The organism is Aeromonas lusitana, assembly GCF_002812985.1.
Classification (GTDB): Bacteria; Pseudomonadota; Gammaproteobacteria; order Enterobacterales; family Aeromonadaceae; genus Aeromonas; species Aeromonas lusitana.
This window is the reverse complement of the sequence record NZ_PGCP01000004.1, coordinates 135,653-160,636: the sequence shown is the minus strand read 5'-3', so window position 1 is coordinate 160,636 and position 24,984 is coordinate 135,653. Positions and strand designations below refer to the sequence as shown.

Annotated in this window: 21 protein-coding genes; 14 read left to right on the top strand and 7 right to left on the bottom strand. The window is 62.7% G+C overall.

Annotated features, from left to right (window positions below):
* Positions 1–31 precede the first annotated feature (31 nt).
* The 5 genes from CUC44_RS03955 to CUC44_RS03935 form a co-directional block, all read right to left on the bottom strand.
* Positions 32–1,177, bottom strand: coding sequence for a mannitol-1-phosphate 5-dehydrogenase (locus CUC44_RS03955; protein ID WP_167388765.1), 1,146 nt, complete (start codon positions 1,175–1,177; stop codon positions 32–34).
* 37 nt (positions 1,178–1,214) lie between these two features.
* Complete coding sequence (locus CUC44_RS03950) at positions 1,215–3,143, bottom strand: PTS mannitol transporter subunit IICBA (RefSeq protein ID WP_100858685.1); 1,929 nt, start codon at positions 3,141–3,143, stop codon at positions 1,215–1,217.
* Between the two features lie 594 nt (positions 3,144–3,737).
* A complete protein-coding gene (locus tag CUC44_RS03945) occupies positions 3,738–5,777 on the bottom strand; it encodes an exoribonuclease II (RefSeq protein WP_100858684.1) in 2,040 nt (679 codons plus the stop codon).
* 85 nt (positions 5,778–5,862) lie between these two features.
* Positions 5,863–6,762 (bottom strand): LysR family transcriptional regulator ArgP, encoded by a 900-nt coding sequence (locus CUC44_RS03940; protein ID WP_100858683.1) that lies wholly within the window; start codon positions 6,760–6,762, stop codon positions 5,863–5,865.
* Positions 6,763–7,042: 280 nt separating this feature from the next.
* Entirely contained in the window at positions 7,043–7,669 is a 627-nt protein-coding gene (locus CUC44_RS03935) for an acyl-homoserine-lactone synthase (RefSeq protein ID WP_100858682.1), read from the bottom strand.
* A gap of 64 nt (positions 7,670–7,733) precedes the next feature.
* Here CUC44_RS03935 and CUC44_RS03930 point away from each other — a divergent pair, with 64 nt between their 5' ends.
* From CUC44_RS03930 to CUC44_RS03920, 3 genes are all read left to right on the top strand, one after another.
* Positions 7,734–8,516 (top strand): LuxR family transcriptional regulator, encoded by a 783-nt coding sequence (locus CUC44_RS03930; protein WP_100858681.1) that lies wholly within the window; start codon positions 7,734–7,736, stop codon positions 8,514–8,516.
* Between the two features lie 364 nt (positions 8,517–8,880).
* On the top strand, positions 8,881–9,501 hold the full coding sequence (gene lysE, locus CUC44_RS03925; RefSeq protein WP_100858680.1) for an L-lysine exporter: 621 nt from the start codon (positions 8,881–8,883) through the stop codon (positions 9,499–9,501).
* Positions 9,502–9,628: 127 nt separating this feature from the next.
* Positions 9,629–11,605 (top strand): bifunctional 2',3'-cyclic-nucleotide 2'-phosphodiesterase/3'-nucleotidase, encoded by a 1,977-nt coding sequence (locus CUC44_RS03920; protein WP_167388764.1) that lies wholly within the window; start codon positions 9,629–9,631, stop codon positions 11,603–11,605.
* 63 nt (positions 11,606–11,668) lie between these two features.
* Here CUC44_RS03920 and lpxL read toward each other — a convergent pair whose 3' ends face one another.
* Positions 11,669–12,592, bottom strand: a complete 924-nt coding sequence (gene lpxL / locus CUC44_RS03915; RefSeq protein ID WP_100858678.1) for an LpxL/LpxP family Kdo(2)-lipid IV(A) lauroyl/palmitoleoyl acyltransferase — start codon at positions 12,590–12,592, stop codon at positions 11,669–11,671.
* A gap of 274 nt (positions 12,593–12,866) precedes the next feature.
* On the opposite strand from lpxL, the gene hldE reads away from it, so the two are divergent.
* Positions 12,867–14,294, top strand: a complete 1,428-nt coding sequence (gene hldE / locus CUC44_RS03910; protein WP_100858677.1) for a bifunctional D-glycero-beta-D-manno-heptose-7-phosphate kinase/D-glycero-beta-D-manno-heptose 1-phosphate adenylyltransferase HldE — start codon at positions 12,867–12,869, stop codon at positions 14,292–14,294.
* 131 nt (positions 14,295–14,425) lie between these two features.
* On the opposite strand, the gene tolC is transcribed toward hldE, so the two are convergent.
* On the bottom strand, positions 14,426–15,751 hold the full coding sequence (gene tolC / locus CUC44_RS03905) for an outer membrane channel protein TolC (protein WP_100858676.1): 1,326 nt from the start codon (positions 15,749–15,751) through the stop codon (positions 14,426–14,428).
* 309 nt (positions 15,752–16,060) lie between these two features.
* Here tolC and nudF point away from each other — a divergent pair, with 309 nt between their 5' ends.
* From nudF to parE, 10 genes are all read left to right on the top strand, one after another.
* On the top strand, positions 16,061–16,702 hold the full coding sequence (gene nudF / locus CUC44_RS03900; protein WP_167388763.1) for an ADP-ribose diphosphatase: 642 nt from the start codon (positions 16,061–16,063) through the stop codon (positions 16,700–16,702).
* Positions 16,703–16,809: 107 nt separating this feature from the next.
* Entirely contained in the window at positions 16,810–17,250 is a 441-nt protein-coding gene (locus CUC44_RS03895; RefSeq protein ID WP_100858674.1) for a DUF1249 domain-containing protein, read from the top strand.
* A 26-nt stretch (positions 17,251–17,276) separates the two neighbouring features.
* The gene (cpdA, locus tag CUC44_RS03890) at positions 17,277–18,095 is read left to right on the top strand and encodes a 3',5'-cyclic-AMP phosphodiesterase (RefSeq protein WP_100858673.1); all 819 of its coding nucleotides are present in this window, start codon (positions 17,277–17,279) and stop codon (positions 18,093–18,095) included.
* Between the two features lie 10 nt (positions 18,096–18,105).
* On the top strand, positions 18,106–18,693 hold the full coding sequence (locus tag CUC44_RS03885; protein WP_100858672.1) for a YqiA/YcfP family alpha/beta fold hydrolase: 588 nt from the start codon (positions 18,106–18,108) through the stop codon (positions 18,691–18,693).
* A gap of 2 nt (positions 18,694–18,695) precedes the next feature.
* Positions 18,696–19,319, top strand: a complete 624-nt coding sequence (locus CUC44_RS03880; protein WP_100858671.1) for an NUDIX hydrolase — start codon at positions 18,696–18,698, stop codon at positions 19,317–19,319.
* Positions 19,320–19,352: 33 nt separating this feature from the next.
* On the top strand, positions 19,353–19,754 hold the full coding sequence (locus tag CUC44_RS03875; RefSeq protein ID WP_100858670.1) for a GFA family protein: 402 nt from the start codon (positions 19,353–19,355) through the stop codon (positions 19,752–19,754).
* Positions 19,755–19,857: 103 nt separating this feature from the next.
* Positions 19,858–20,085, top strand: coding sequence for a DUF1656 domain-containing protein (locus CUC44_RS03870; protein WP_100858669.1), 228 nt, complete (start codon positions 19,858–19,860; stop codon positions 20,083–20,085).
* Complete coding sequence (locus tag CUC44_RS03865; protein WP_100858668.1) at positions 20,078–20,944, top strand: efflux RND transporter periplasmic adaptor subunit; 867 nt, start codon at positions 20,078–20,080, stop codon at positions 20,942–20,944. Before CUC44_RS03870 ends, CUC44_RS03865 begins: the two co-directional genes overlap by 8 nt.
* 1 nt (position 20,945) lies before the next feature.
* Entirely contained in the window at positions 20,946–22,958 is a 2,013-nt protein-coding gene (locus CUC44_RS03860; protein ID WP_100858667.1) for an FUSC family protein, read from the top strand.
* Positions 22,959–23,074: 116 nt separating this feature from the next.
* Positions 23,075–24,973, top strand: coding sequence for a DNA topoisomerase IV subunit B (gene parE, locus CUC44_RS03855; protein ID WP_100858666.1), 1,899 nt, complete (start codon positions 23,075–23,077; stop codon positions 24,971–24,973).
* Positions 24,974–24,984 lie beyond the last annotated feature (11 nt).

Sequence of the window (24,984 nt, the reverse complement as noted above, 5' to 3'; positions counted from 1 at the left end):
TGCGGCGAGTGGCATTGGGCGCCCCATGGGGTCACTGCAAGTTGTGATAACGGGCGACGATGGCGGCAACGATCTCGCTGTCTGCATCCAGGCCTGTGACTCTGGCCAGGGCCTGGGCCGGGCCTAGGTCGGTCAGCAGGGTCTGCAGTTCCACTGCCTGGGGATCGTCGGCATTGCGATAGTGCAGCGCCGCCGCTATGCCCTCCTGCAGGTGATCGTTTGGCAGGCCGTACTCCAGGGTACCGAGCAGGGGCTTCACCAATCTGTCTCCCGCCGCCAGCTTGCGCAGCGGCTGACGGCCGACCCGGTCAATCTCGTCCACCAGATAGGGGTTGGCGAAGCGGGTCAGGATCTTTTCGATGTAGGCGGCGTGCAGGCGTGGATCGAAGCCGTAGCGTCTCACCAGCACGGCACCGCTCTCCTCCATGGCGCGGCGCACCTTGCTGCGGATCACCGGATCCTCGATGGCTTCCCGCACCGTCTGGTAGCCTCTCAGCTTGCCGAGGTAGGCGGTGACGATGTGGCCGGTGTTGAGGGTGAACAGCTTGCGCTCGACGAAGGCCATCAGGTTGTCGGTGGGCTCCATGCCCGCCACCTGAGGCAAGTCCCCCTTGAACTGGGTCTGATCGACGATCCACTCGCTGAAACTCTCCACCGTCACCTCCAGCGGATCGTCGTTGGCCGCCGCGGGCGGCACTATACGATCCACCGCCGAGTCGACGAAGCCGACGCAGGATTCGAGCGTGGCATGATACGCGACCGGCAGATACTTGAGTACCTCCTGTTTAAGGTGGCTGGTGCCGCGCACCATGTTCTCGCAGGCGATGACGTTGAGCGGGGTCAGGTTGCCGGCATCGAAGCGGGCCTGCAGCCCCTTGGCCAGGGTGCTGGCAATCTTGTCCAGGATGTTGGGACCGACCGCCGTGGTCACCAGATCGGCGGTGATGATGCGGGCGATCACCTCGTGGCCGGCTGAGCTGACGGCGGCCACGTTGCGCACCACATCCAGCTTCTGATCCGTTCCCACCACGTGCACCTTGTACTCCTGACGATGGTTGAGCTGATCGATCAGGGTCTCGTTGACGTCGGCGAAGGTGACCTGATGGCTGGCATCTGCCAGCAGTTTACCGATGAAGCCGCGGCCTATGTTGCCGGCACCAAAATGCAATGTTTTCATGATATTAACCTCTATAACCAAAGATGATGAAGATGACTTACGCGGCCTGTTCGGCACCCAACAGGTCCAGGAACTCCTGGGGATCCTGAGTGCTGGCCAACCGGTCGATGAGACCCGGTTCATCCAGTGCATTGGTCAGTTTGGTTATTACCTGAATGTGTTCGTCGTTGCGGGCGGCGATGCCGATCACCAGCCGTGCTACCTCGTCGGCGGCTTCGCCGAAGGCAACCCCGGCCGGGTACTGGCAGATGACGATGCCGGTGCGCTTCACAAATTCCTTGGCGGCTATGGTGCCGTGGGGCACGGCAATGGACTCACCGAGGTAGGTGGAGACCAGCTGCTCGCGCTCCAGCATGGCGTTGACATAGTCCGGCGCCACATAGCCACGCTCGGCTAGCAGCTTGCCGGCGGCAAGGATGGCGGCCTCCTTGTTGTCGGCCTTGAGGCCGAGGTGCACGTCCTGCAGGCTCAGGGTGAAGACCTCGCTCGCTTGCGGCTCGTAACTGTCGTCGTTGGCGGCAACCAGCAGCTGCGGGTTGGCCACGTCGTCGTTGGCGGCGCCGGCCAGGGTCAGGTTCTGCACCAGATCCTGGTAGAGCGCGTTGTCGAGGAAGTTGGTCAGGGAGATGTGCTGGGCGTGCGGCGCATGGCGACGGGCGCGGTCGGTCAGATCCTTGTGGGTGATGACCAAGTCCACCTGATCGTCCAGGTTGTTGATGGCGCGATTGGTGACGCTGATATCGAGACCCGCGGCCTGCACCCGCTTGCGCAGCATGCCGGCGCCCATGGCGCTCGAGCCCATGCCTGCATCGCAGGCGACCACGATATTGCGCACTGCCGTCAGCTCGGTGTCCGGCTTCTTGGCCGCGCTGGTTTCCGGCTTGGTGGCCTTCATGGCTTTCATCTTGCGGGTGGCTTCACCCAGGGCATCGGCCTCGTCGGCTTCCGGCTGCTGGGCACGGACGAACACGGCGGCGACCAGGAAGGAGACCAGGGTGGAGCAGATGATGGAGAGGGCAACCCCGATCAGGGAGGCTTTGGGCGTCATCAGCAGCACGGCGAAGATGGAACCCGGTGAGGCGGGGGAGACTAGACCCGCGTTGAACAGGGTCAGGGTGAAGACGCCCGTCATGCCACCGGCGATCACCGCCAGGATGAGGCGCGGGTTCATCAGCACGTAGGGGAAGTAGATCTCGTGGATGCCACCGAAGAAGTGAATGATGGAGGCACCGGCGGCGGATTGCTTGGCGGCGCCACGGCCGAACACCATGTAGGCCAGCAGCACGCCGAGGCCGGGGCCCGGGTTCGCTTCGATCAGGAAGAAGATGGAGCGGCCCTGTTCGGTGGCCTGCTGGATACCGAGCGGCGAGAAGATGCCGTGGTTGATGGCGTTGTTCAGGAACAGGATCTTGGCCGGTTCGACGAAGATGGAGGTGAGCGGCAGCATGTGGTTATCCACCAGGAAGCCCACACCACTGGCCAGCACGCCGGAGAGCACCTTGACGAAGGGGCCGATCACGAAGAAGGCGAGGATGGCCAGCAGCATGCCGATGATGCCGGCGGAGAAGTTGTTGACCAGCATCTCGAAGCCGCTCTTGACGCGACCTTCCATCGCCTTGTCGAAGCGCTTGATGGCCCAGCCACCGAGGGGGCCGACCATCATGGCACCCATGAACATGGGGATGTCGGTACCGACGATGACGCCCATGGTGGTGATGGCGCCGACCACGGCCCCGCGCTCCCCCCCGATCAGCTTGCCGCCTGTGTAGCCAATCAGCAGCGGCAGCAGATAGGTGATCATGGGGCCTACCAGCTTGGCCAGCGTCTCGCTTGGCAGCCAGCCAGTGGGAATGAAGAGGGCGGTGATGAAGCCCCAGGCGATGAAGGCGCCTATGTTGGGCATGACCATATTGGACAGGAAGCGTCCAAAATTCTGTATCTTGACTTTGGTATCCGGTGATAACATGTCGGGACCCCGTTTTAAGCCTGTTTGATTAAGAGTGGTAGTCGGAATGGTGGGTTTTGCCGAACCCCCATCCCAGTCGTCTAAGCAACTTCAATCTACCAGCTTGCGATCAAGTTAGGCTGAAAACGGGGCATCTTGTGATGCACCTCTCAATTACCCCCGGCTACCCCCTCCTCGACGAGTGATCCAAATCACGATTTGAAACTGTTTTTTGGCTACTTTTCGTTCTTTTCTACTGCGAACGATGTTTTACCGTGATTTACCTCTCGTTTTAATGGCTCGCGAGATACGTTGTCAATGTGATGCTGATCACGAATCATGAATTTGAATTCAATTGGAGCTTTGCTCGTGAGCCCGGATCCGGGGAGAGCAACGATGAATGATCGGGCATCTTCGCTAACTGACCTATGAATCATCCCTATCTGTAACCCACTTTCAGATTGTGGTGGCGCAGCCGTGCCCGAAAAGGGGTCTCAAGGTGATGTGGTTGGGGAAGGGAGCAAGGGGTGGACGGGTGCGAATATGGGCATGGGGATGCCCCGGCGCGTCCATAGAAAAGGCCCGCACGGAGGCGGGCCTTTTAGGGGAGGGGATTTATTCCGCCTTGGGAGCCGTATCTTCAGCCTTGGGGGCCGATTCGGCAGGCGCCTCGGCGTCGGTGGCCGGCGCCACAGGGGCCGGGCCCGGCACCAGGGCCACCGCCGGCTTGGCGATGAGGGAGCGGGTCTCTTCCACCGCCTCGCTCAGCTTGACCTCGATGACCTGGCCGAGCTCATAGACCACCTCTGTCTTGTCCAGGTAGACGCGGCCGTTGTCCCAGTTGCACTCCAGCCTGTCCTTGTTGTCCAGGATGTGGCGGGCGGGCATGAACACCACGGCGCCATTCTCCCGCAGACGCAGCTTGAGACCGGCGCGCATCACATCGATGATCTCGGCGTTGAACACCTGATCGGTGCCGGCGGCAGACATCAGGTAACGGACATAGAGCCAGTCGCCGATGTCACGCTCCACCATGCGGTGCAGGCGGCGGCAAGCGGTCAGGTGCTCGGTCAGCTCTGTGCTCGGGCGCGGGCCCGGAGTCTTGCCGGCGATGACGGCTTTGAGCAGACGATGGTTGACCATGTCGCCGTACTTACGGATGGGAGAGGTCCAGGTGGCATAGGCATCCAGGCCCAGGCCGTAGTGGGCACCCGGCTCGGAGGACATGAGCGCATAGCTCTGGAAGCGGCGGATCTTGCCGTCCAGCCAGCGGGTATCCAGGTTGTCTATCCAGCGGCGCAGGGCGCAGAAGCCAGACAGGCTGGCGATCTCTTCCTTCTCGAACGGGGCCTCGGCTGTCTTGAGCAGCTCGATGGCACCATCCAGCGACTCCTCGTCAAAGCCGGTGTGGACGTTGAAGATGCCGTAACCCACCTGCTTGCCGAGCACACGGCCGGCGCAGATGTTGGCGGCGATCATCGACTCTTCCACCATGCGGTTGGCGATGCGGCGCGGCTCGACGTGGATCGCCAGCACTTCACCATTCTCACCGAGTTCGAAGTCGTAGTCGGGGCGGTCCGGGAATACCAGGGCGTGCTCGGTGCGCCACTTGATGCGCGCCTCCGTCATGGCCTTCATCAGCGGCAGCTGGGCCAGGACGCCCGCGTCTATGCTGAGCTCCTTGCCGTGCTCGGCCCAGTCGGAGACGTCGTCATAGGAGAGACGGGCGTGGGAGACGATGCGGGCGGCGAAGAACTCGGTCTCCTCCAGCAGCAGGCCATCCTCGGCCACCAGCAGACGGGCGCACAGGGTGTTGCGCTCCTCCCCTTCCTTCAGGGAGCAGAGCTCGTCTGAGAGGGTGCGCGGGATCATGGGCACGTTGCGGCCCGGCATGTAGACGGTGAAGGCGCGCTTGGCGGCTTCCTGGTCCAGCTCGCTGCCCTCGGCAACGTAGGCGGTCGGATCTGCGATGGCCACCAGCAGCTCCCAGCCGTTGTCCAGCTTGCGGATGGCCAGGGCATCATCCATGTCCTTGGTCTTGGCGCCGTCGATGGTGAAGAAGGGGGTGGAGGTCAGGTCGGTGCGGGGCAGCTCCTCTTCCTCGATCACCTTCCACTCCGGCAGGTCGGCCGGCTCGATCTGGGCCAGGTTATGGCGCGCCAGCACCACCCACCAGGGCACGTTGTGATCGTCCTTGTCGGCGATGAGCTGGGTGATCTCGGCGGAGAAGTTGCCGTCCACCAGGGCGTGGCGCTTGAGGGTCGCGACCACCCAGTCCCCTTCCTTGAAGGATTTCTCGTCCAGACCCTTCTTGGCGCGGGCCTTGATGGCGTCCTTGATGAGGGGGTGATCCGGTACCACGTTGAGGCGATCGCGGAACATCTTCACGCGGCCGACGAAGCGGGTCACCGCCTGCTCCAGCAGGGCATCCGGCTCGGCCACTTCCTTCTCTTTCTCGGTCCGGATCAGGGCGCTCACCCGGTCACCGTGCATCACCTTCTTCATGTAGGGAGGCGGCACGAAATAGCTGGTCTTCTCATCGACCTCCAGGAAGCCGAAGCCCCGATCGGAGGCGCGGATCACACCCTCTTTCTTGGGGATGTTCTCGCGGATTTGTTGCTTGAGCTGGGCCAGCAGCGGATTGTCTTGAAACATAAGTGAGGAACCTGAGTGGAAACCGATGAAGAATCGCCCAGCACTATACGTTTTTACCCCTCCAAAGCCAAGGTGAATGGCCCGTTCAGCGGGGTTGCAGTGCCCGGCGACCCTGCTGGATCAGGCGCGAGGAGATCCGCTTGTGCAGCCCCCGCTCCAGCACCCAGCGGTGCCAATAGAGTCGCTCCACCAGGTGATGGTTCGGGCAGAGATCGAGCAGACTCCCCTCCTCCAGCTGGCGGCGGATCTGCAGTTCCGGGATGAGACAGCAGGCAAATCCCTGCTCGGCCATGGCGACGAAGGCCTCGGAGGATCGCACCGTGTGGCAGGGGTAGCCGCCGGGTTCCAGCCCGAAGTGGCGGGCCATGAAGCTCACGTGCATGTCGTCGCGCTGATCGAACGCCACCGCCGGTGCCTTGGCGAGCGCTGCAGGCGTGAGGCCGTGCGGGAAGTGGCGGGCGACGAAGGCTGGGCTGGCGGTCAGCAGGTAGCGCATCTCGCCGAGCTCGTCGACGCAGCAACCGGCCAGCGGCTGGGGCTGCAGGCTGACGGCGCCGAACGCCTGGCCCTCGCGCACCTTGTCGAGGGTGCGGCTCTCGTCGTCCACCAGCAGGTTCAGCTCTATGGGGTATTGCTCAAGCAAGGGGCCGAGGGCCGGCAGGAACCAGGTAGCCAGGCTGTCGGCGTTGATGGCGATGCTGACCCGCACCGGCGCCTGGGGCTCGTCCGGGGAGAGCTCGCCGGCCAGCTCCAGCTCCAGCTGGCGCACCTGGCGATAGTGGGCCAGCAGCTTCTGGCCGAGCTCGGTGGCCCGCAGGGGCTGGCTGCGGATGATCAGCGGCTCGGCAAATTGCTGCTCCAGCTGCTTGATGCGCTGGGAGATGGCGGACTGGGTGAGGTGCAGACGCTGGGCGGCCCGCTCGAAATTCTGCTCCTCCATCACGGCGTCCAGCGCCAGCAGCAGCTTGTAGTCCAGGGTTTTCATTAGATTTCCTTATCAACTTCTCGATATAGAAAATATGCTACTGAATCGGCGGGTTCGCAACAAGCCTGGGGCGGGACCGGGTGATGGAGTGGGTTGGGGGAGCGAGAGGGTCGGCCACTGTGATAAGTGACAGTAGCGGCGAAATGAGATTCATTGGATACTCATTAGGTCCGTTTTTGCATGGGGTGGAAACGGGCCATAGCGAGAGTTTTGGTCCCGGGCATGCCCGGGACTTTTTTATGGGACGATTCTCGCTATGGGGAGGGGTTGTCCATCGGCCTCAGGGCGTGCCGAGCAGCTCGCCCGCGGCCTCGTAATGGCCCTGCAGGGGCCGGTTGACGGCGCGCTCGAAGCGCTCGTCCAGCAGGAAGCGGATGCCGACCCCGCGCACAGCCCCCAGATCCACCGCCTGGCGGTGGCCGAGCCGCTCGATGGGCAGGCCGAGGCGACGGAAGATGCGCTCCACCGGCAGGCTGACCACGGCGACCAGCTCGCGGATCCCCTGCTCTCTGGCGAAGGCATAGACCTCGCGGAAGATGACGCAGGTCAGCTCGCTGATGCCGTTGCCAAGCGCCGGGGCGCGGCTGGCGTCGATGGCGAGCCGGGTCAGCTCCCACACTTGGGGGCTACGGGGGGCCATCTCCCCCGCGAGGGCGCAGGGGAAGATGCTGGGCAGCATGTAGTCCTGGGCGCAACTGAGCAGACGGATGCAACCGCACAGCCCTTGTTCGTCTTCGATCAGCACCCAGTGGGTGTCGGGTTTGTCAAAACTGTCCCGCTCCAGCCCCCGATGGGCCTCCACGTCCCAGCCGAGCCGATCGGAGAAGACTCGCTTGCGAAAGCGATAAAGCTCGTTTTCGACCTCCCATCTGGGGTGTTCTTTCATTTTTCCTTTGAAAACAAGCATTCATGTCTCTCCATTTCATGTTTCGGCGCTATAATCCAAAGCCTTGGCCAGGGGGGCTAGCCTAATGACACGCGACCAACTGCTTGAGTATCTGGAACATTTCACACTGGTGACCGATGGTAATCGGCTGGCCGAATTGATCGGCCGCTTCACCCTGGGAATGGGCTACGACTACTACCGTTTTGCGCTCATCCTGCCCATGTCGATGCAAAGGCCCAAGGTGGTGTTGTTCAATCAATGCCCAGACTCCTGGGTGCAGGCCTACACGGCGAACAACATGCTGGCCTGCGATCCCATCATCCGGCTCGCCCGCCAGCAGACCCTGCCTATTTACTGGAACCGGCTGGACGAGAAGGCGCGCTTCCTGCAAGAGGGCAGCATGGATGTGATGGGGTTGGCGGCTGAGTTCGGGCTGCGCAACGGCATCTCCTTCCCGCTGCACGGGGCGGCGGGGGAGAACGGCATACTGTCGTTCATCACGGCCGAGCGGGCCTCGAGCGATCTGCTGCTGGAGTCCTCGCCCATCCTCTCCTGGATGTCCAACTACATCTTCGAGGCGGCGATCCGGATCGTGCGGCTCAGCATGCGGGAAGAGGGGGTGCCGGAGCCCCTGACGGATCGGGAGACCGAGTGCCTGTTCTGGGCCAGCGAGGGCAAGACCTCGAGCGAGATCGCCTGCATCCTCGGCATCACGGAGCGCACCGTGAACTATCACCTCAATCAGGTGACCCGCAAGACCGGCTCCATGAACCGTTATCAGGCCATCGCCAAGGGAGTGAGCAGCGGGATCCTGCTGCCCAACCTGGAACAGGTGGTGGTTACCAACTTCCCCAGACTGCTGCAGTGATCGCTGCCGGCTGAGCGGCGCCATGGCGCTGCTCGGTCCGTCATCCGGGCTCATCATCTCTCTTTCCAACTGGGGCGACCCTGAGGTCGAGTGGCGGCGCCTTGTCGTGCAGCCCGTGGCCGCTCGGCGCGTTATTGGGGTCCGTTTACGCCCGCGTTTCCCGCGCCGACGTAATAACCCTGCTGATTCTCGGGTCGGGAGGAGGGGCTCACAATTGTCAGATCCTGCAATTGACAGCCCGGTCGGAATGGCGGTCAGGTATTGAGCTATCAGAATTGCTAATGCATCAGCAAATGAATGAATTTCTCTGATTGCCCCGCCTCCCTTATAGTGCCGCCATCATCTCCACAGGGACGTTTCCTCCATGTTCGCCACCACGTTGCAAGGCTTTACCCTCGGCCTCGCCATGATCATTCCCATCGGTGCCCAGAATGCCTTCGTGCTGAGCCGGGGCATTCACCGCAACCACCATCTGCTGACGGCCACGCTGTGCTGCCTGTGCGATCTCGTGCTGATCGGGATCGGGGTGTTCGGCGGGGCCAATCTGCTGGCGGCCAGCCCCATCGGGCTGGCGTTGCTGACCTGGGGCGGTGTGCTCTTCCTCGGCTGGTTTGGTCTGAGATCCCTGCGCAGCGCCTGGCAGGGGCAGGGCGGGGCGCTGGCGGATTCACCGCAGATCATGGGGGTCAAGAGCGTACTGGCCATGACCCTAGGCGTGACCCTGCTCAACCCCCACGTCTATCTGGATACCCTGATGCTGCTCGGCTCCTTCGGCAGCCAGTTTGCCGAGGATCTCCGCCCCGCCTTCGCCGCCGGGGCCATGCTGGCCTCCCTGGTCTGGTTCTACAGCCTGGCGTTCGGTGCGGCGGCGCTCTCGCCCTGGCTTGCCCGAGGGAAAGTGCAGCAAGCCATTGATATGGTTGTCGGTATCATCATGCTGGGGTTGGCGGCCAAGCTGGCGATCGGTGCCTTGCTGGCCTCATAAGGCTATTTTTGTGCCGGGCTTCATAAAACTGAGTCCCGGTTTCATGTGCTGACATATTCGTCTGTTAAATTCCCGGCGCTGGTAAAGCGTTACTCATAATAAAAGGGAAAAGACAGTGAATAAAACTATGAAACTGGGTGCTATTGCAGCCATTGTGCTGTTGTCTGCCTGTAGCAACGAAAACGACAGCAAGGCGCAGCCGGGGACCGTCTCCCTGCGCCTGATCCAGACCTCTGATATCCACTCCAACGTGCTGGGCTATGACTACTACCAGAACAAGGAGGACCGCAAGTTTGGCCTCTCCCGCACCGCCCTGTTGATCCGGGCGGCCCGCGCCGAAAACCCCAACAACCTGCTGCTCGACAACGGCGACCTGATCCAGGGCACGCCGCTCGCGGACTACATCTTCGAGCAATCCGGCGCCGGCTACCTCGACAAGCAGGCCCATCCGGTGTTCAAGGCCATGAACGAGCTCGGCTATGACGCCGGCAACCTCGGCAACCACGAGTTCAACTACGGGCTGGATTACCTCGGCAAGGTGCTGACGGGGGCCAAGTTCCCCTATGTGAACGCCAACGTGTTCGAGGCGGGGGCCTTCAAGCGCGATGCGAAGGGTCAGATCGACTGGAGCGGCAACAAGTTCACCCCCTACCTGCTGCTGGAGCGCCAGGTGACGGATGACAAGGGCCAGACGCAGACCGTCAGGGTCGGCATCCTGGGCCTGACCCCGCCCCAGGTGCTGCAGTGGGACAAGCGCCACCTGGAAGGCAAGGTGGTGGTGGCCGACATGGTGGAAACCGCCACCCACTACGTGCCCGAGCTGCGCGCCAAGGGCGCCGATCTGGTGGTGGTGGTCGCTCACACCGGCATCAACGCCAACAGCTACGAAGCCATGATGGAGAACTCCGCTTGGCACCTGGCCAAGGTGAAGGGAATCGATGCCCTGATGCTGGGCCATGCCCACAAGAACTTCCCCGGCGACTTCCCGGACCTGCCAGAGGTGGACAACAAGGCCGGTACCCTGAGCGGCATCCCCACCGTGATGCCAGGCTACTGGGGCAATCACCTCGGCATCATAGATCTCAAGCTGGAACAGGTGGATGGCAAGTGGCAGGTGAAGCAGAGCCAGGCCAGCCTGCGCAAGATCGACTCGAGCGAAGGCAGCGCCGTGGATCAGCGGGTGGTGGACCTGGTGCAGGCGGATCACGACGCCACCAACCAATGGCTGGACGAGCCCCTTGGCAAGATCACCTCCCCCATCCACAGCTTCTTCGCCCTGGTGCAGGACGATCCCTCCGTCCAGTTGGTGAGCGACGCCCAGCGCCAGCACGCCGAGCAACTGCAACGGGATGGCCTGCTCAAGCAGCCTTACCCTATCCTGTCCGTCGCGGCGCCGTTCCGTGGCGGTCGCAACGGCATCAATGACTTCACCTATGTGGCCCAGGGCGACATCTCCCTGCGCAACGTGTCAGACCTCTACATCTACCCGAACACCTTGCAGGTGGTCGAGGTGAACGGCGCCACCGTCAAGGAGTGGCTGGAGATGAGCGCCGGTCAGTTCAACAAAATCGACGCGAGTCAGACCGGGGTGCAGTGGCTGGTGAACGAGAACTTCCCCACCTACAACTTCGACGTCATCGACGGGGTCAGCTACGAGGTGGACATCACCCAGCCGGCCCGCTACAGCAAGGAAGGCACCAAGGTGAGCGACGGCCAGCGCATCAGCGGCCTGACCTTCAACGGCCAGCCCATCGACCCGGCCCAGAAGTTCTACGTGGTGACCAACAACTACCGCGCCAGCGGCGGTGGCCACTTCCCGGGCGTCGATGGCAGCAACATAGTCCACGAAGATCCCTTCGAGACGCGGGAGATCATCGCCCAGTACCTGAAGTCCCAGTCTGCCGCCAATCCGTCCGGTTTCAGCCCGGCGGCCAACAACAACTGGCACATGAAGGCACTGCCAGCGGGCGTGGACGTGCGGCTCTACTCCTCGCCGACCGACCAGGCGAAAGCCCTGGCGGGGGCGGATCTGGCCTACCAGGCCACCCTGCCGATGGACGATGTCAAGCACCCAGGCTACGCCATCTTCCGCCTGGTGCGCTGATAGCGACGCTCAAAGCCGATAACAAAAAGCCCTCGCAGTGCGAGGGCTTTTTTATGGGGGGGGTTAGTAGAAACCCGCATCGTCCGGGTTGGGGCGGGTCTTGAAGCGGCGGTGCAGCCACATGTACTGCTCCGGTGCACGGCGTACCGCGGCCTCTATCTCCCGGTTGGCGCGGCTGGCATCGGCCAGATCATCGCCGCTCGGGTAGTCTTCCAGCGGCGCCCCTATGTGCAGGGTATAACCGGTGGCGGTGCGGATGTTGTAGCAGGGCAGGGTGACGGTATTCTTGACCCGGGCCAGAGTGGCGGTACCCGTGATGGTGGCGGCCTGCTCCACCGCGAAGTAGGGCACGAACACGCTGGCATGGCTGCCATAGTCGTGATCCGGCGCGTACCAGAGCGCATCACCGTTACGCAGCGCCTTGATCATCCCCTTCACGTCCATGCGATCCACCAGGTATTTGTTGGAGGCGCAGCGACCGTGGTACTGGGCATACTCCAGCACTGGGTTGGTGTTGGGGCGATAGACGCCGACCCCGGGCCGCACCAGGCCGAAGCAGCGGGCATTGAGTTCCAGGGTCAGGAAGTGGCAGGAGAGCAGCAGCATGCCCTGACCGTTTTCGATGGCCGCAATGACGTGCTCTTCCCCTTCCACCTTCATCAGGCGGCGCATCCGCCAATCCGGCCAGAACCAGGCCATGCCCACCTCGAAGATGGCGCACCCCACGCTCTCGAAATTCTGCACCAGCAGGGCCTCGCGCTGATCCCGGCTGAGTTCGGGCATCGCCAGTTCCAGGTTGCGGCGCGCTATCTTGACGCGGGATTTGAGCAGCTTGCGAGCCAGGGTGCCGAGCTGGCGGCCGAGCCACATCTGGCTGCGCCAGGGCAGCAGCACCAGCAGCCAGAGCAGGGACAGGCCAAGCCAGCTGCCCCAGTAACGGGGGTGGAACATATGGGGTTCTAGTTGCGGAGCATGTGCTTGGGCCATGAAGCGTCTCTTGTTCTCAATCGCAAATCAGCAGGGTGCCAAGTCAAACGGGGAAAGGCAAAGGCAGATGGATGTCCCGTTCGGATAACTTGACGCGCAATCCGAGGATTCTATCCGAAAAGGGGGGGCGGGTGCGAATTGCCTCATCTGGTCAGAGGGGTCATAAGAGGGGGGAGGGCCGCCATGGCTGGGGCCGCAGCGCTTTTTTCACGCCTTGGAAAAGAGTGTGATAAAATCCGGGACTGAATTTTTCAGGTTTTGAGAGCCGATACAGATGAAGATCACCCTGCCCGAGTTTGAAAAAGCCCGCGTCCTGGTCGTTGGCGATGTCATGTTGGACCGCTACTGGCACGGCCCCACCGGCCGGATCTCCCCCGAGGCGCCGGTGCCCGTGGTCAAGGTCGAACACATCGAGGAGCGCCCGGGTGGCGCCGCCAACGTGGCCCTGAACTCGGCCGCGCTCGGTGCTCATGCCGTGCTGCTGGGACTGACAGGTCAGGACGAGGCCGCCGAGGCCCTGGCCGGCCAGATGGCAGGGGTCAAGGTCGCCTGTGATTTCGTGCGTCTGGCCGATTACCCCACCATCACCAAGCTGCGGGTGCTGTCGCGCAACCAGCAGTTGCTGCGTCTGGACTTCGAAGAAGCCTTCCACGACGTCGACGCCAGCCTGCTGATGGGCAAGGTCGAGCAGGCCCTGCCCAAGGCAGACGTGATGATCCTATCCGACTACGGCAAGGGTGCCCTGAACGACGTGCCTGGCATGATCCAGCGAGCCCGCTCCGCCGGCATCCCGGTACTGGTGGATCCCAAGGGCACCGATTTCGAGAAGTACCGTGGCGCCACCCTGCTGACCCCCAACATGTCCGAGTTCGAGGCCGTGGTGGGCAAGGTGAAGAGCGAGGGCGAGCTGGTGGCCAAGGGCTTGGAGCTGGTCAAGCGCTTCGAGCTGGACGCCCTGCTGGTGACTCGTTCCGAGAACGGCATGACGCTTATCCGCGAAGGCCAGCCCGAACTGCACCTGCCAGCCCAGGCCCACGAGGTCTACGACGTGACCGGTGCCGGTGATACCGTCATCTCCACCCTGGCTACCTCCCTGGCTGCCGGAATGAGCCTGGACGAGGCTTGCGCCCTGGCCAATACCGCCGCCGGTATCGTCGTCGGCAAGCTGGGTACCTCCACCGTCAGCCCGGTGGAGCTCGCCAACGCGCTCTACACCGAGCAGGAGACCGGCTTTGGCGTCATGTCCGAGGCCCAGCTGAAGGTGGCCGTCCAGGCCGCTCGCCTGCGCGGCGAGAAGGTGGTGATGACCAACGGCTGCTTCGACATATTGCACGCCGGCCATGTCTCCTACCTGGCCAATGCCGGCAAGCTGGGGGATCGGCTGATCGTGGCGGTCAACACCGACGAATCCGTGCGTCGCCTGAAGGGCCCGGGTCGTCCGGTCAACCCGACCGAGCGCCGCATGACGGTACTGGCTGCCCTGGGCGCCGTGGACTGGGTGGTGCCCTTCTCGGAAGACACCCCCCAGCGCCTGATCGCCGAAGTGCTGCCTGACCTGCTGGTCAAGGGCGGTGACTACAAGCCGGAAGAGATTGCCGGCTATGCCGAGGTGACCGCCAACGGCGGTGAAGTGCGCGTGCTGAACTTCGAAGATGGCTGCTCCACCAGCGACATCATCAAGACCATTCGCGAGCGTGGCTAAGCGAGTATGTAAGTGATGAAAAACCCGGCCTTGGCCGGGTTTTTTGATAGCCCCTGCCCGCGTTCATCAGGCGGGTAGCAGACAACGAAAAGGCGACCCTGAGGTCGCCTTTTTCATGGAGTCAATTTGACTCAGGACTTCTTGGTGACCTGAGGCGCTGGCATCAGCCCCTGGTTCACGTCTTCCAGATCCTTCTGCTCCAGCGTGCCGGCGGCCTGCTTGAGGGAGAGGATGCTGAGGATGTAGTTGTAACGCGCCTCGGAGAGCTTCTGCTTGGCTTCGTACAGCTTGCGAGTGGAGTCCAGCACGTCGACTATGGTACGGGTACCCACCTCGTAACCGGCCTCGGTCGCCTTCAGGGCGCTGTCGGCGGAGATGACGGACTGACCGTAGGCACGCACCGAGCCGATGCTGGCGTTCACGTTGTTGTAGGAAGAACGTACCGTGCTCTGCACCGAGCGGAAGCTGCGCTCCAGCTGCTCGCTGGCGGCTACGTAGTTGAACTGAGCCTGCTTGACCTGTGAGGTGGTCGCACCGCCGGTGTAGAGCGGCAGGTTGAAGTTCAGACCTATGTTGCCCTGGTTGCTGTTGCTGTCCGGGTTGCGGATCTCGTCCTTGTAGTCGTTATAGCCGGCGGTGAGGCCGGCGCCGAGATCCAGGGTCGGTTCATGACCTGTCTTGGCGAGATCGATCTGCTCTTTGGCGATGTCCTTGCCGATGCGGGCGCTGTGCAGCTCCAGGTTCTTGTCCAGGGCCAGTTCCAGCCACTTGTCGGAGTTGAACGGGGTCTTCTGCGGAGCGAAGCGCTCTGTGTTGAGCACGTCCAGCTGACGGTGATCAATCCCGGTCAGCTCGCGCAGGCTCTCATAGCTGTTGTCCAGGGAGTTCTCGGCATTGATCTCGTCTGCCAGCGCCTGATCGCGCTCGGCCTCGGCCTCGTGAACGTCTGTGATGGCGGTCAGGCCCACTTCGAATCGCTGCTGGGTCTGCTCGAGCTGACGCTCTACCGCGACCTTGTTGGCGCGCACGAATTCCAGGGTGTCCATCGCCTTGAGTACATTGAAATAGGCCTGGGCTGTACGCAGCATCAGGTTTTGGATTTCGAGGTTGTAGCTGACGTTGGACTGGGTGGCACTCTTCTCGGTCAGGTCCAGGTTGACCCAGTTGCTGCGACGATAGACGGATTGATCCAGGGTGACGGAGCCGGTGGCACCCGTGTTGGTCATGGTGTCATTCTTGTTTTGCAGATAGTTCAGGCCGGCACCCAGATTGATCTGTGGCAGCAGAGCGGCGCGTGATTCATTGATTTTTTCGAAGGCTTGATCCCGTCTCGCTTTGGACTCCAGCAGCTGGGTATCCTTGACCTGGGCCTGTTGGTAAATCTCGAGCAGGTTTTCGGCATGAGCAGCAGTGCTCACACCCAGCATCACCATGACTGACAAGAGTGTTCTTTTCATATGATAGTTTTAACCTTATGTATCAACCCAAAGCTGTCCGCTGGATGAAGAAGGGGGGATTGTCACCGACCAAGCTTGATTTCAGCTTAACCACTCTACTATAAGCAAAATTCAATGCGAACTGTCTCTTTTCCAGCGACAGGAACGTCAAGGCTCAGGGCGAGTTTTCTCGGCGCTGCGCCTAGCCAAATGCCCCGTGGCTGCTAAAATCCATCCCTCATCTTCAGCGAGAACGAGTGAATGAATGTTCATTCATGTTCCCGAATATTATGGTCAAACCTAGCCAAGTCAAGCTGGCAGGAGTGTCGTATGTCTCAGCAAGCCTTGCCTCAAACCAGTCACTATTCCGGTGATGATGTAAAAATCATAGATAAATCATCAGGATACAACGGTTTTTTCAAAGTAAATGTCTACCGGTTGCAGCACAAGCTGTTTGCCGGTGGCTGGAATGAGCCCATCGTCCGAGAGCTGTTCGAGCGGGGTCATGCCGCCGCCCTGCTGCCCTATGATCCGGTGCGCGACCAGATAGTGCTGGTGGAGCAGTTCCGGATCGGTGCCATGGAGACCAGCGCTACGCCCTGGCTGCTGGAGTTGGTGGCCGGCATCATAGACGAAGGGGAGACCGCCGAAGCCGTGGTGCGGCGCGAGGCGGTGGAAGAGGCCGGTCTCGCGGTCGGTCGCTGCGAACATGCCATCAGCTACCTGGTGAGCCCGGGCGGCAGCACCGAGCGGATCGAGGTCTATGTGGGCGAGGTGGATGCCAGCAAGGCCGAGGGGATCCACGGGCTGGCGGAAGAAGGGGAAGACATCCGGGTGCACGTGGTGAGCCGCGAGCAGGCGTATGCCTGGCTGAAAGAGGGCCGCATCGACAACGCGGCCTCCGTCATCGCCCTGCAGTGGCTGGCCCTCAACCACGGCGAGCTGCAAACTCGCTGGCTGGCGGGGCGCTGAGGTGGTTCTCTTCCGACAACAACTCAAGGGCGGTGCACCTGCTCTGATGTGCCAGCCGAGTGCCTGCGCGGCGAGTTGGCATGACTATGGGCGAGGGGAGGTCTGAGATGTCCGTACTCTTGGCCAAGCGTCATGTCCCGGATCTGAAATCCTTGCAGCGGACCTGCGAGGTCAACTACATGGCCCTGATGAAGCTGCTGCCACCGGGAGGCAGCGTGGGGGCCGAACGCAGCTATCAGGTCGGCAATGGCTTGCAGTTCCAACTGACCGTCAGTGAGGAGAGCCGCTTCACCAGCCAGGTGATCCTGGCCCAGCGCAATCCCGAGTTGCCGAGCTACTTGCAGGCTCGAATAGAGATTCGTTTGTATCATGATGTGCGGATGGCGGAAGTGTGTGCCGCGCAACAGATTTCGATGTTGCAACCACGTTATGATTATCCCAATAAAAAAATGCACCACAGGGATGAAAAAGAGCAGGTAAATCTGTTTCTGGCCGAATGGCTAAAATTTTGTCTCAAACATGGCACCAGCCTGATAAACATTCTCTAGTTGAACTCATAAAAAGAAGCGTGATTTTGGAAACAGAGCTACCCCAGGCGCCGGACGGCAGTGTGCGCCTGTTACAGATTACCGATACCCATCTCTTCGCCAGTGCCGAGGGGAGATTGCTGGCCGTGCGTACCGCCGAGAGCCTGGACGCCGTACTGGCACAGGTGCAGGCCAACACGCATCCGTTCGATCTGATCCTGGCGACCGGGGATCTCTCCCAGGACCACAGCCCGGAATCCTATCAGCGCTTTGCGTCCATGATGGCGCCCCTGGCCCGCCCCATCTACTGGCTGCCAGGCAACCATGACGATGCCCCCCTGATGACCGAATACCTGCATGCGGCCGGGATCAGCGAAGCCAAGCAGCTGGTGGGGGATCACTGGCAGATCATACTGCTCGACACTCAGGTGCGCGGCAAACCCCACGGTCTGCTCGGGGATCACCAGCTGGCGGCGCTGGACAGCGCACTGCGCCAGCACCCTGAGCGCCATGCCCTCATCGCCCTGCACCATCAGGCGGTGCCTGTGGGTTGCGCCTGGCTGGATCAGCACAACCTCAAGAATGCCGACGACTTGTTTGCCGTGCTGGCCCGCCACCCGCAGCAGAAGACCATCCTGTTCGGTCATGTCCATCAGGAATTTGACGAGGTGCACCAGGGCGTGCGGCTCATCGCGAGCCCCTCTACCTGCATCCAGTTCAAGCCCCTGTGTGATGGTTTCGCCCTGGACGAGTCAGGCCCGGGCTGGCGTTACCTGACCCTGCATCCGGATGGCCGGATCGCGAGCCAGGTGTGGCGCCTGCCGGTGGGGCAGTTCGTGCCCGACCCCAATGCCACCGGCTATTGAGGAGGCCTGCATGACATCCGTTCTGCTCTATCTGCACGGCTTCAATTCGTCACCGGGATCTGCCAAGGCGCAGCAGATGGCAGCCTGGGTGTCGGAGCACAGGCCCGATATCGAGATGATCATACCGGCCCAGCCCAATACCCCGGCGGCGGCCTGGGCCGCCATCGCACACAGCATCGAGGCAGCCAGGGGGCGTTATGGCGCCCAGCTCAGACTCGGCGCCGTGGGCAGCTCCCTCGGTGGCTTTATGGCGACCCGGGTGGCTGAGCATCATGGCTGCCGCGCCGCGCTGATCAATCCGGCGGTGCGTCCCCATGAGCTGTTGCAAGACTACCTCGGCCCCCAGACCAACCCCTATACCGACGAGCGCTACGAGCTGCTGCCCGCGCACATGGATGAGCTGCGGGCGCTGGCGGTGCCGGTGACGGCGCCCGAGCGGCTCTGGATCCTGCAACAGCAGGAGGATGAGGTGCTCGACTATCGCAAGGCGCTGGATGAATATCGCTTCGCCCGCCTCTCCCTGGAGTGCGGTGGCAACCACGCCTTCGTGGGATTCGAGCGCTATCCCGCCCAGATAGTGCGCTTCTTGGGGCTCTAGTCATGCAACCGCCGTTGGCCGCTTTCCTCGAACAGGTACTGGCCACGGCCCAGGCCGGGCTCACCTACTCCAAGGATCCCTTCGATATCGGCCGCTTCGAGGCGCTGCGAAACGCGACTGCCACGCTTATCGCCAGCCAGAGCGAGCTGGATCCAGAGGCCATCGGCCACTGGATTGCCCTGGATAGCGGTTATCCCACCCCCAAGCTGGATGTGCGGGCGCTGATCCTGGATGACGCGGGTAGGCTGCTGCTGGTGCAGGAGCGCAGCGATGGCTGCTGGACCCTGCCGGGGGGTTGGTGCGACATCGGCGATTCACCCTCGCAGGCGGTGGAGCGGGAACTGGTGGAGGAGACGGGCCTTGAGTGCCGCGCCGTGCAGTTGTTGGCCCTGTTCGACAAGCACAAGCATCCTCACCCGCCCCAACTGCCCCATGCCCACAAGGCCTTCTTCCTGTGCGAGGTGACGGGGGGCGAGCTGCTGACCCAGACCGACGAGACCCGGGGCGCCGCCTACTTCCCCATAGACAAATTGCCTGAACTTTCTCGTCATCGGGTGGTGGAGAGCCAGCTGCGCACCCTGCATGAGCATGTGCTGCAGGGGCGAGCCGACACCTTGTTCGACTGACACTGTACAACCAGCGCTTGGCAAGGAGGCCAGATGATCAAGCGGATCGGCAATACTCCCATCTTGGAGAAACACAGGGCCAGCTGCCACTGCGGGGCTGTGGTGCTGGAGCTAAGCCTGCCGGATGGGGTGGTGGATCCGCGCCGCTGCGACTGCTCTCTGTGCCGGCGACGGGGCGCCATAGTTGCGTCCGTGCCGCTTGCCGGTATCCGCATCCTGCAGGGGGAGGCTGTGCTGCGCTGCTATCAGTTCAACACCCGCACCGCCAAGCACTACTTCTGCTCCGTCTGCGGCATCTACACCCATCACCAGCGCCGCTCCAACCCGGCCGAGTACGGCTACAACCTCGCCTGCCTCGAGGGGGTCAATCCGTTCGAGCTCGGTGAGGTGCCCTTGCGGGATGGCATCAACCACCCGGCGGATCGTCTGGTCTGACCACAAAGGGGCTCATCTGCTTCTGTAGCACCCAGGGTGGCTGTGGTACCCTTGGCAGGCCCGCTCTGGTGGGCTTTCCGGTCTTCCTCTGCCCATAGGGAGCATGCCATTGCCGACCGCTTCTGCTCTGCCCGATCTCATCCTTGGCGCCACGCTCTACTTCCCGCCCCTGTTCAAGGCGGTGCTGCTCGGTCTGCTGGGCTGGCTGCCGGTGCACCATCTGCTGCGGGACTGGCTCTACAGCGGGGATGTCTGGCACCCCTTGCTGATGGATCTCTCCCTCTTCATCCTCGCCGTCAGCGGCGCTTTCTGGATCCTGCTTCATGGCTAAATCACCCCTGGCTACCCTCAAATACTTCTCCACTCTGCTGGTATGCGCCCTGGCGCTGGCGGCGGGCTGGTGGCTGTGGAACTACTACATGCAGGGGCCCTGGACCCGGGATGGCAAGGTGCGGGCCGAGTTGGTCAGCATCACCCCCGAGGTATCGGGCAAGATAGTGGCCATCCCGGTGCGGGACAACCAGCTGGTGAAGACAGGGGAGGTGCTGTTCAACCTGGATCCCGTGCCCTATCGCATCGCCCTGGACAACGCCAGTGCGGCGCTCGCCAAGGCCAAATCGGATCTGGACAAGGCGGAGCATGAGGCGAGCCGTCGCCAGCACCTCTCCCGCACCGTCATCTCCGCCGAGGCGGTGGACGAGGCGCGGCTCAATGCCCAGGCCATGAAGGCCGCCTATCAGGTCGCCGAGGCGAACCTGGAGCAGGCCAAATGGTCGCTCACCAAGACGACAGTCAAGGCCTCGAGCGACGGCTACATCACCAATCTGCAGGCCCGGGTCGGCAACTACGCCAGCGCCGGTGTGCCTCTGGTGGCATTGGTGGACATTCACTCCTTCTACGTGCAGGGCTACTTCGAGGAGACCAAGCTCGGCCACATCCAGGTGGGTAAACCGGCCACCATGGTGCTCTACAGCGGTGAGCAGGTGCTGAAAGGGGAGGTGGAGAGCATAGGCCGCGCCATTCACGACCAGAGTCTGGAGGGGAGCGACAGCCTGCTGCTGGACGTCAAGCCGAACGTACCCTGGGTGCGACTGGCCCAGCGGGTGCCGGTGCGGATCCGCCTGCTGGAGGTACCACCCGAGCTGGCGCTCATCGCGGGCACCACCTGCACCATCACCATAGGTCAATAAGATGGCCGCCGGGGCATCCCTCTGGCGGCGCACGCCCTGGGGTCAGGCCAACGGGGGCCAGTGGCGCTATGCCCTGCGCAACAGTCTGGCCATGTGCCTGTCGCTCTGGCTGGCGTTCGTGTTGCAACTGGACTCTCCCTACTGGGCCATGACCTCGGCCGCCGTGGTGAGCTTCCCCACCGTCGGCGGCGTCATCAGCAAGAGCCTGGGACGAGTGGTGGGCAGCCTCATCGGCGCCATGGCCGCCGTGATGCTGGCGGGTCTCGGCCTCGCCGATCCCTGGCTCTTCACCTTTCTCATCGCGCTCTGGCTCGGGCTCTGTACTTACATCTCGAACCACTATCAGAACAACGTCTCCTACGCCTTCGCCCTGGCGGGGTACACCGCGGCCATCATCGCTTTCGCCTGTGTCAACGTGGACGATCCCCGCCACATCTTCGACATCGCCCAGGCCCGGGTGAGCGAGGTGATCACCGGCATCCTCTGCGGCGGCCTGATGATGATGATCCTGCCGAGCACCTCGGACGGGGAGACACTGCTCGCCTCCCTGCACCGCAGCCAGGCCCGGCTGCTGGAACACGCGCGGCTGCTCTGGCTGGGGGAGGCGAGTGCCGATGTACGCGCCGCCCACGAGGGGGTGATAGGTCAGATCCTCACCCTGAACCTGCTGCGCATCCAGGCGGTCTGGAGCCACCACAGGCTCAGGCGCCACAACAAGCTGCTCAACTTCCTGCTGCACCGTCAGCTGCGCATGGTCAGCCTGCTGTCGGGCCAGCGCCGCATGCTGCACAACCTGCCGGGGCAGGAGGCACGGCTGCAACCCCTGCTCACCGAGGTGCTCAATGCCTTGAGCGATCCCGATTGCGACAAGGTGCGCATCGCCCGCCTGCTGGCCCCCCTGGCTGTGGGCTCCGATGACTATCGGCTACAGACCTTCTGGCGGCGGCTCAGAGCCTTCTGCTGGACCTATCTGGAGTGCCAGCGCTGGCTCAGCCGGCTGGCTCGCTATGAGGGGCAGGAGTGGCCAACTCCGCCGCGCCACAGCTCGCTCACCAGCCACACCGACAGCCTGGAGGCGGCCTACAACGGCCTTCGCACCTTCGCCAGCGTGGTGCTGGGCTGCGCCTTCTGGATCAACACCCAGTGGGATTCGGGGTCGGCGGCGCTCACCATGCTCTCCATCTGCTGCGTGCTCTACTCGTCGGGGACGGCGCCCCTGAAGGGGATAGGCAACATGCAGAACGCCATCTTGCTGCTGAGCCTCGCCTGCTTCGCCATCAAGTTCGGTTTGATGATCCAGATAGATGACTTCTGGGTCTTCTGCGCCCTGCTGTTCCCGGCCATGGTGACCATGCAGATGTTCAAGCTGCAGAGACCCGCCTCGGCGGCGCTCTGGGGGCAGCTCATAGTGCTTTGTGGCTCCTTCCTCGCCATCACCAATCCGCCGAGCTACGACTATCAGGGCTTCGTCAACGACAGCATCGCCAAGGTGCTGGGGGTCATGGTGGCCGGGCTGGCGTTCCAGATCCTCAGACCCAGCTCGGACGGTCGCAAGAGTCGGCGCCTCATTCGCCGCCTGCGGCTCGACTTCATGGATCAACTGGCCCCTCGTCCCCACCAGAGCGAGCCGGAGTTCGAGTCCAGGGTCTATCACCTCATCGGCCAGCTCGGTCAGGGGACGGATCAGAGCGCCCGGCGCTGGGGGTTGCGTTGGGGCGTGGTGCTGCTTAACTGCAGCCACATCGTCTGGCAGCTGCGCCAGTGGCGGGGCAAGGATCCGGCGCTCTACCTGGTGCGGGATGGCTGCATCCGCTCCCTCAAGGGGATACTGACCGCAGGCGGGGTGCAGCATGACTCCCTCGGCCGCACCCTGGCCGAGTTGGGGCGCATCAGCCAAGGACTGGCCGCCAATCCCGAGCCGGCGGCCCAGACCCTGGCGGGACTGGTGTGGCGGCTGCAATGCTCGCTTTCCCAGCTGCAATTGGCGCTACCCGGTTCGGCCGACACCCGCTGATCCGGGTCTGGAGGGGCGGCTTGGCCCCTCTGGATCACCCTTTGCCACCGACGGGTTTGTCCAACGCCGTCCCAGCGAGTAAGATCCTCCCCAAACGTCAATTCGCAAGGCCCTCCATGTCTACTCAATACAATGCGGATGCCATTGAGGTCCTCAATGGCCTCGAGCCGGTGCGTCGCCGCCCCGGCATGTACACGGACACCACCCGGCCCAATCACCTCGGCCAGGAAGTCATAGATAACAGCGTCGATGAGGCGCTGGCGGGCCATGCCCGTACCCTGGAGGTGATCCTGCACGAGGATCAGTCCCTCGAGGTGATCGATGACGGTCGCGGCATGCCGGTCGACATTCACCCGGAAGAGGGCGTCTCCGGTGTGGAGCTGATCCTCTGCAAGCTGCACGCGGGGGGCAAGTTCTCCAATAAGAATTACCAGTTCTCCGGCGGTCTGCACGGGGTGGGCATCTCTGTGGTGAATGCGCTGTCCGATCGGGTCGAGGTGACGGTGCGCCGGGATGGCCAGATCTATGACATCGCCTTCGAGCGCGGTGACAAGGTGCAGGAGCTGACCATCACGGGCACCTGCGGTCGCCGCAACACGGGTACCCGAGTGCGCTTCTGGCCCCAGGCGAGCTATTTCGACTCGCCCCGCTTCTCGGTCTCCAAGCTCGAGCACCTGCTCAAAGCCAAGGCCGTGCTCTGCCCCGGCCTCACCATCAAGTTCCTGGACAAGAACACCGGCATCAAGCTTGAGTGGTGCTACGAGGATGGCCTCAAGGATTACCTCATCGATGCGGTCAAGCAGTTCACCTGCCTGCCGGAGCAACCCTTCGTCGGCACCTTCAGCACAGAGCAGTCCGCGGTGGACTGGGCCCTCTGCTGGTTGCCGGAAGGAGGCGAGTGCCTTGCCGAATCCTATGTGAACCTCATTCCTACCGCCCTTGGCGGCACTCACGTCAACGGCCTGCGCCAGGGCTTGCTCGACGCCATGCGCGAGTTCTGCGAGTTCCGCAACCTGCTGCCGCGCGGAGTCAAACTCACGCCGGAAGACATCTGGGATCGCTGCGCCTACATCCTCTCGGTCAAGATGCAGGATCCCCAGTTCGCCGGTCAGACCAAGGAGCGGCTCTCATCCCGCCAGAGCTCGGCCTTTGTGTCCGGGGTGGTGAAGGATGCCTTCAGCCTCTACCTCAACAGCAACACCGAGCTGGCGGAGCAGATCGCCGAGATCTGTATCAGCAGCGCCCAGCGCCGGATGCGCGCCGCCAAGACGGTGGTGCGCAAGAAAATCACCCAGGGCCCAGCCCTGCCCGGCAAGCTCACCGACTGCAACTGCGCCGACCCCATGCAAGGCGAATTGTTCCTGGTGGAGGGTGACTCCGCGGGCGGCAGCGCCAAGCAGGCGCGGGATCGTGAATTCCAGGCCATCATGCCCCTGCGCGGCAAGATCCTGAACACCTGGGAGGTCGAAGCCGGTCAGGTGCTCGCCTCCCAGGAAGTGCACGACATCTCGGTCGCCATCGGTCTGGATCCGGACTCCGAGGATCTCTCCGGACTGCGCTACGGCAAGGTGTGCATACTCGCGGATGCGGACTCGGATGGTCTGCACATCGCCACCCTGCTGTGCGCACTCTTTGTTAAGCATTTCAGAACCTTGGTCAAGCAGGGTCACGTCTACGTGGCCATGCCGCCGCTCTACCGCATCGACATCGGCAAGGAGGTCTTCTATGCCCTCGACGAGGATGAGAAGAACGGCGTGTTGCAGCGAGTCGAGGCGGAGAAGAAGAAGGGCAAGGTGATGGTGACCCGATTCAAGGGCCTGGGTGAGATGAACCCCAAGCAGCTTCGCGAAACCACCATGGACCCCAACACCCGCCGCCTGGTGCAGCTCACCATGGACGACGCGGGAGAAGAAGGGGACGAGACCCTGGCGCTGATGGACATGCTGCTGGCCAAGAAGCGCGCCTCCGATCGCCGCGAGTGGCTGGAAGAGAAGGGCAACCTGGCGATCATCTAGGTCAGCCACCC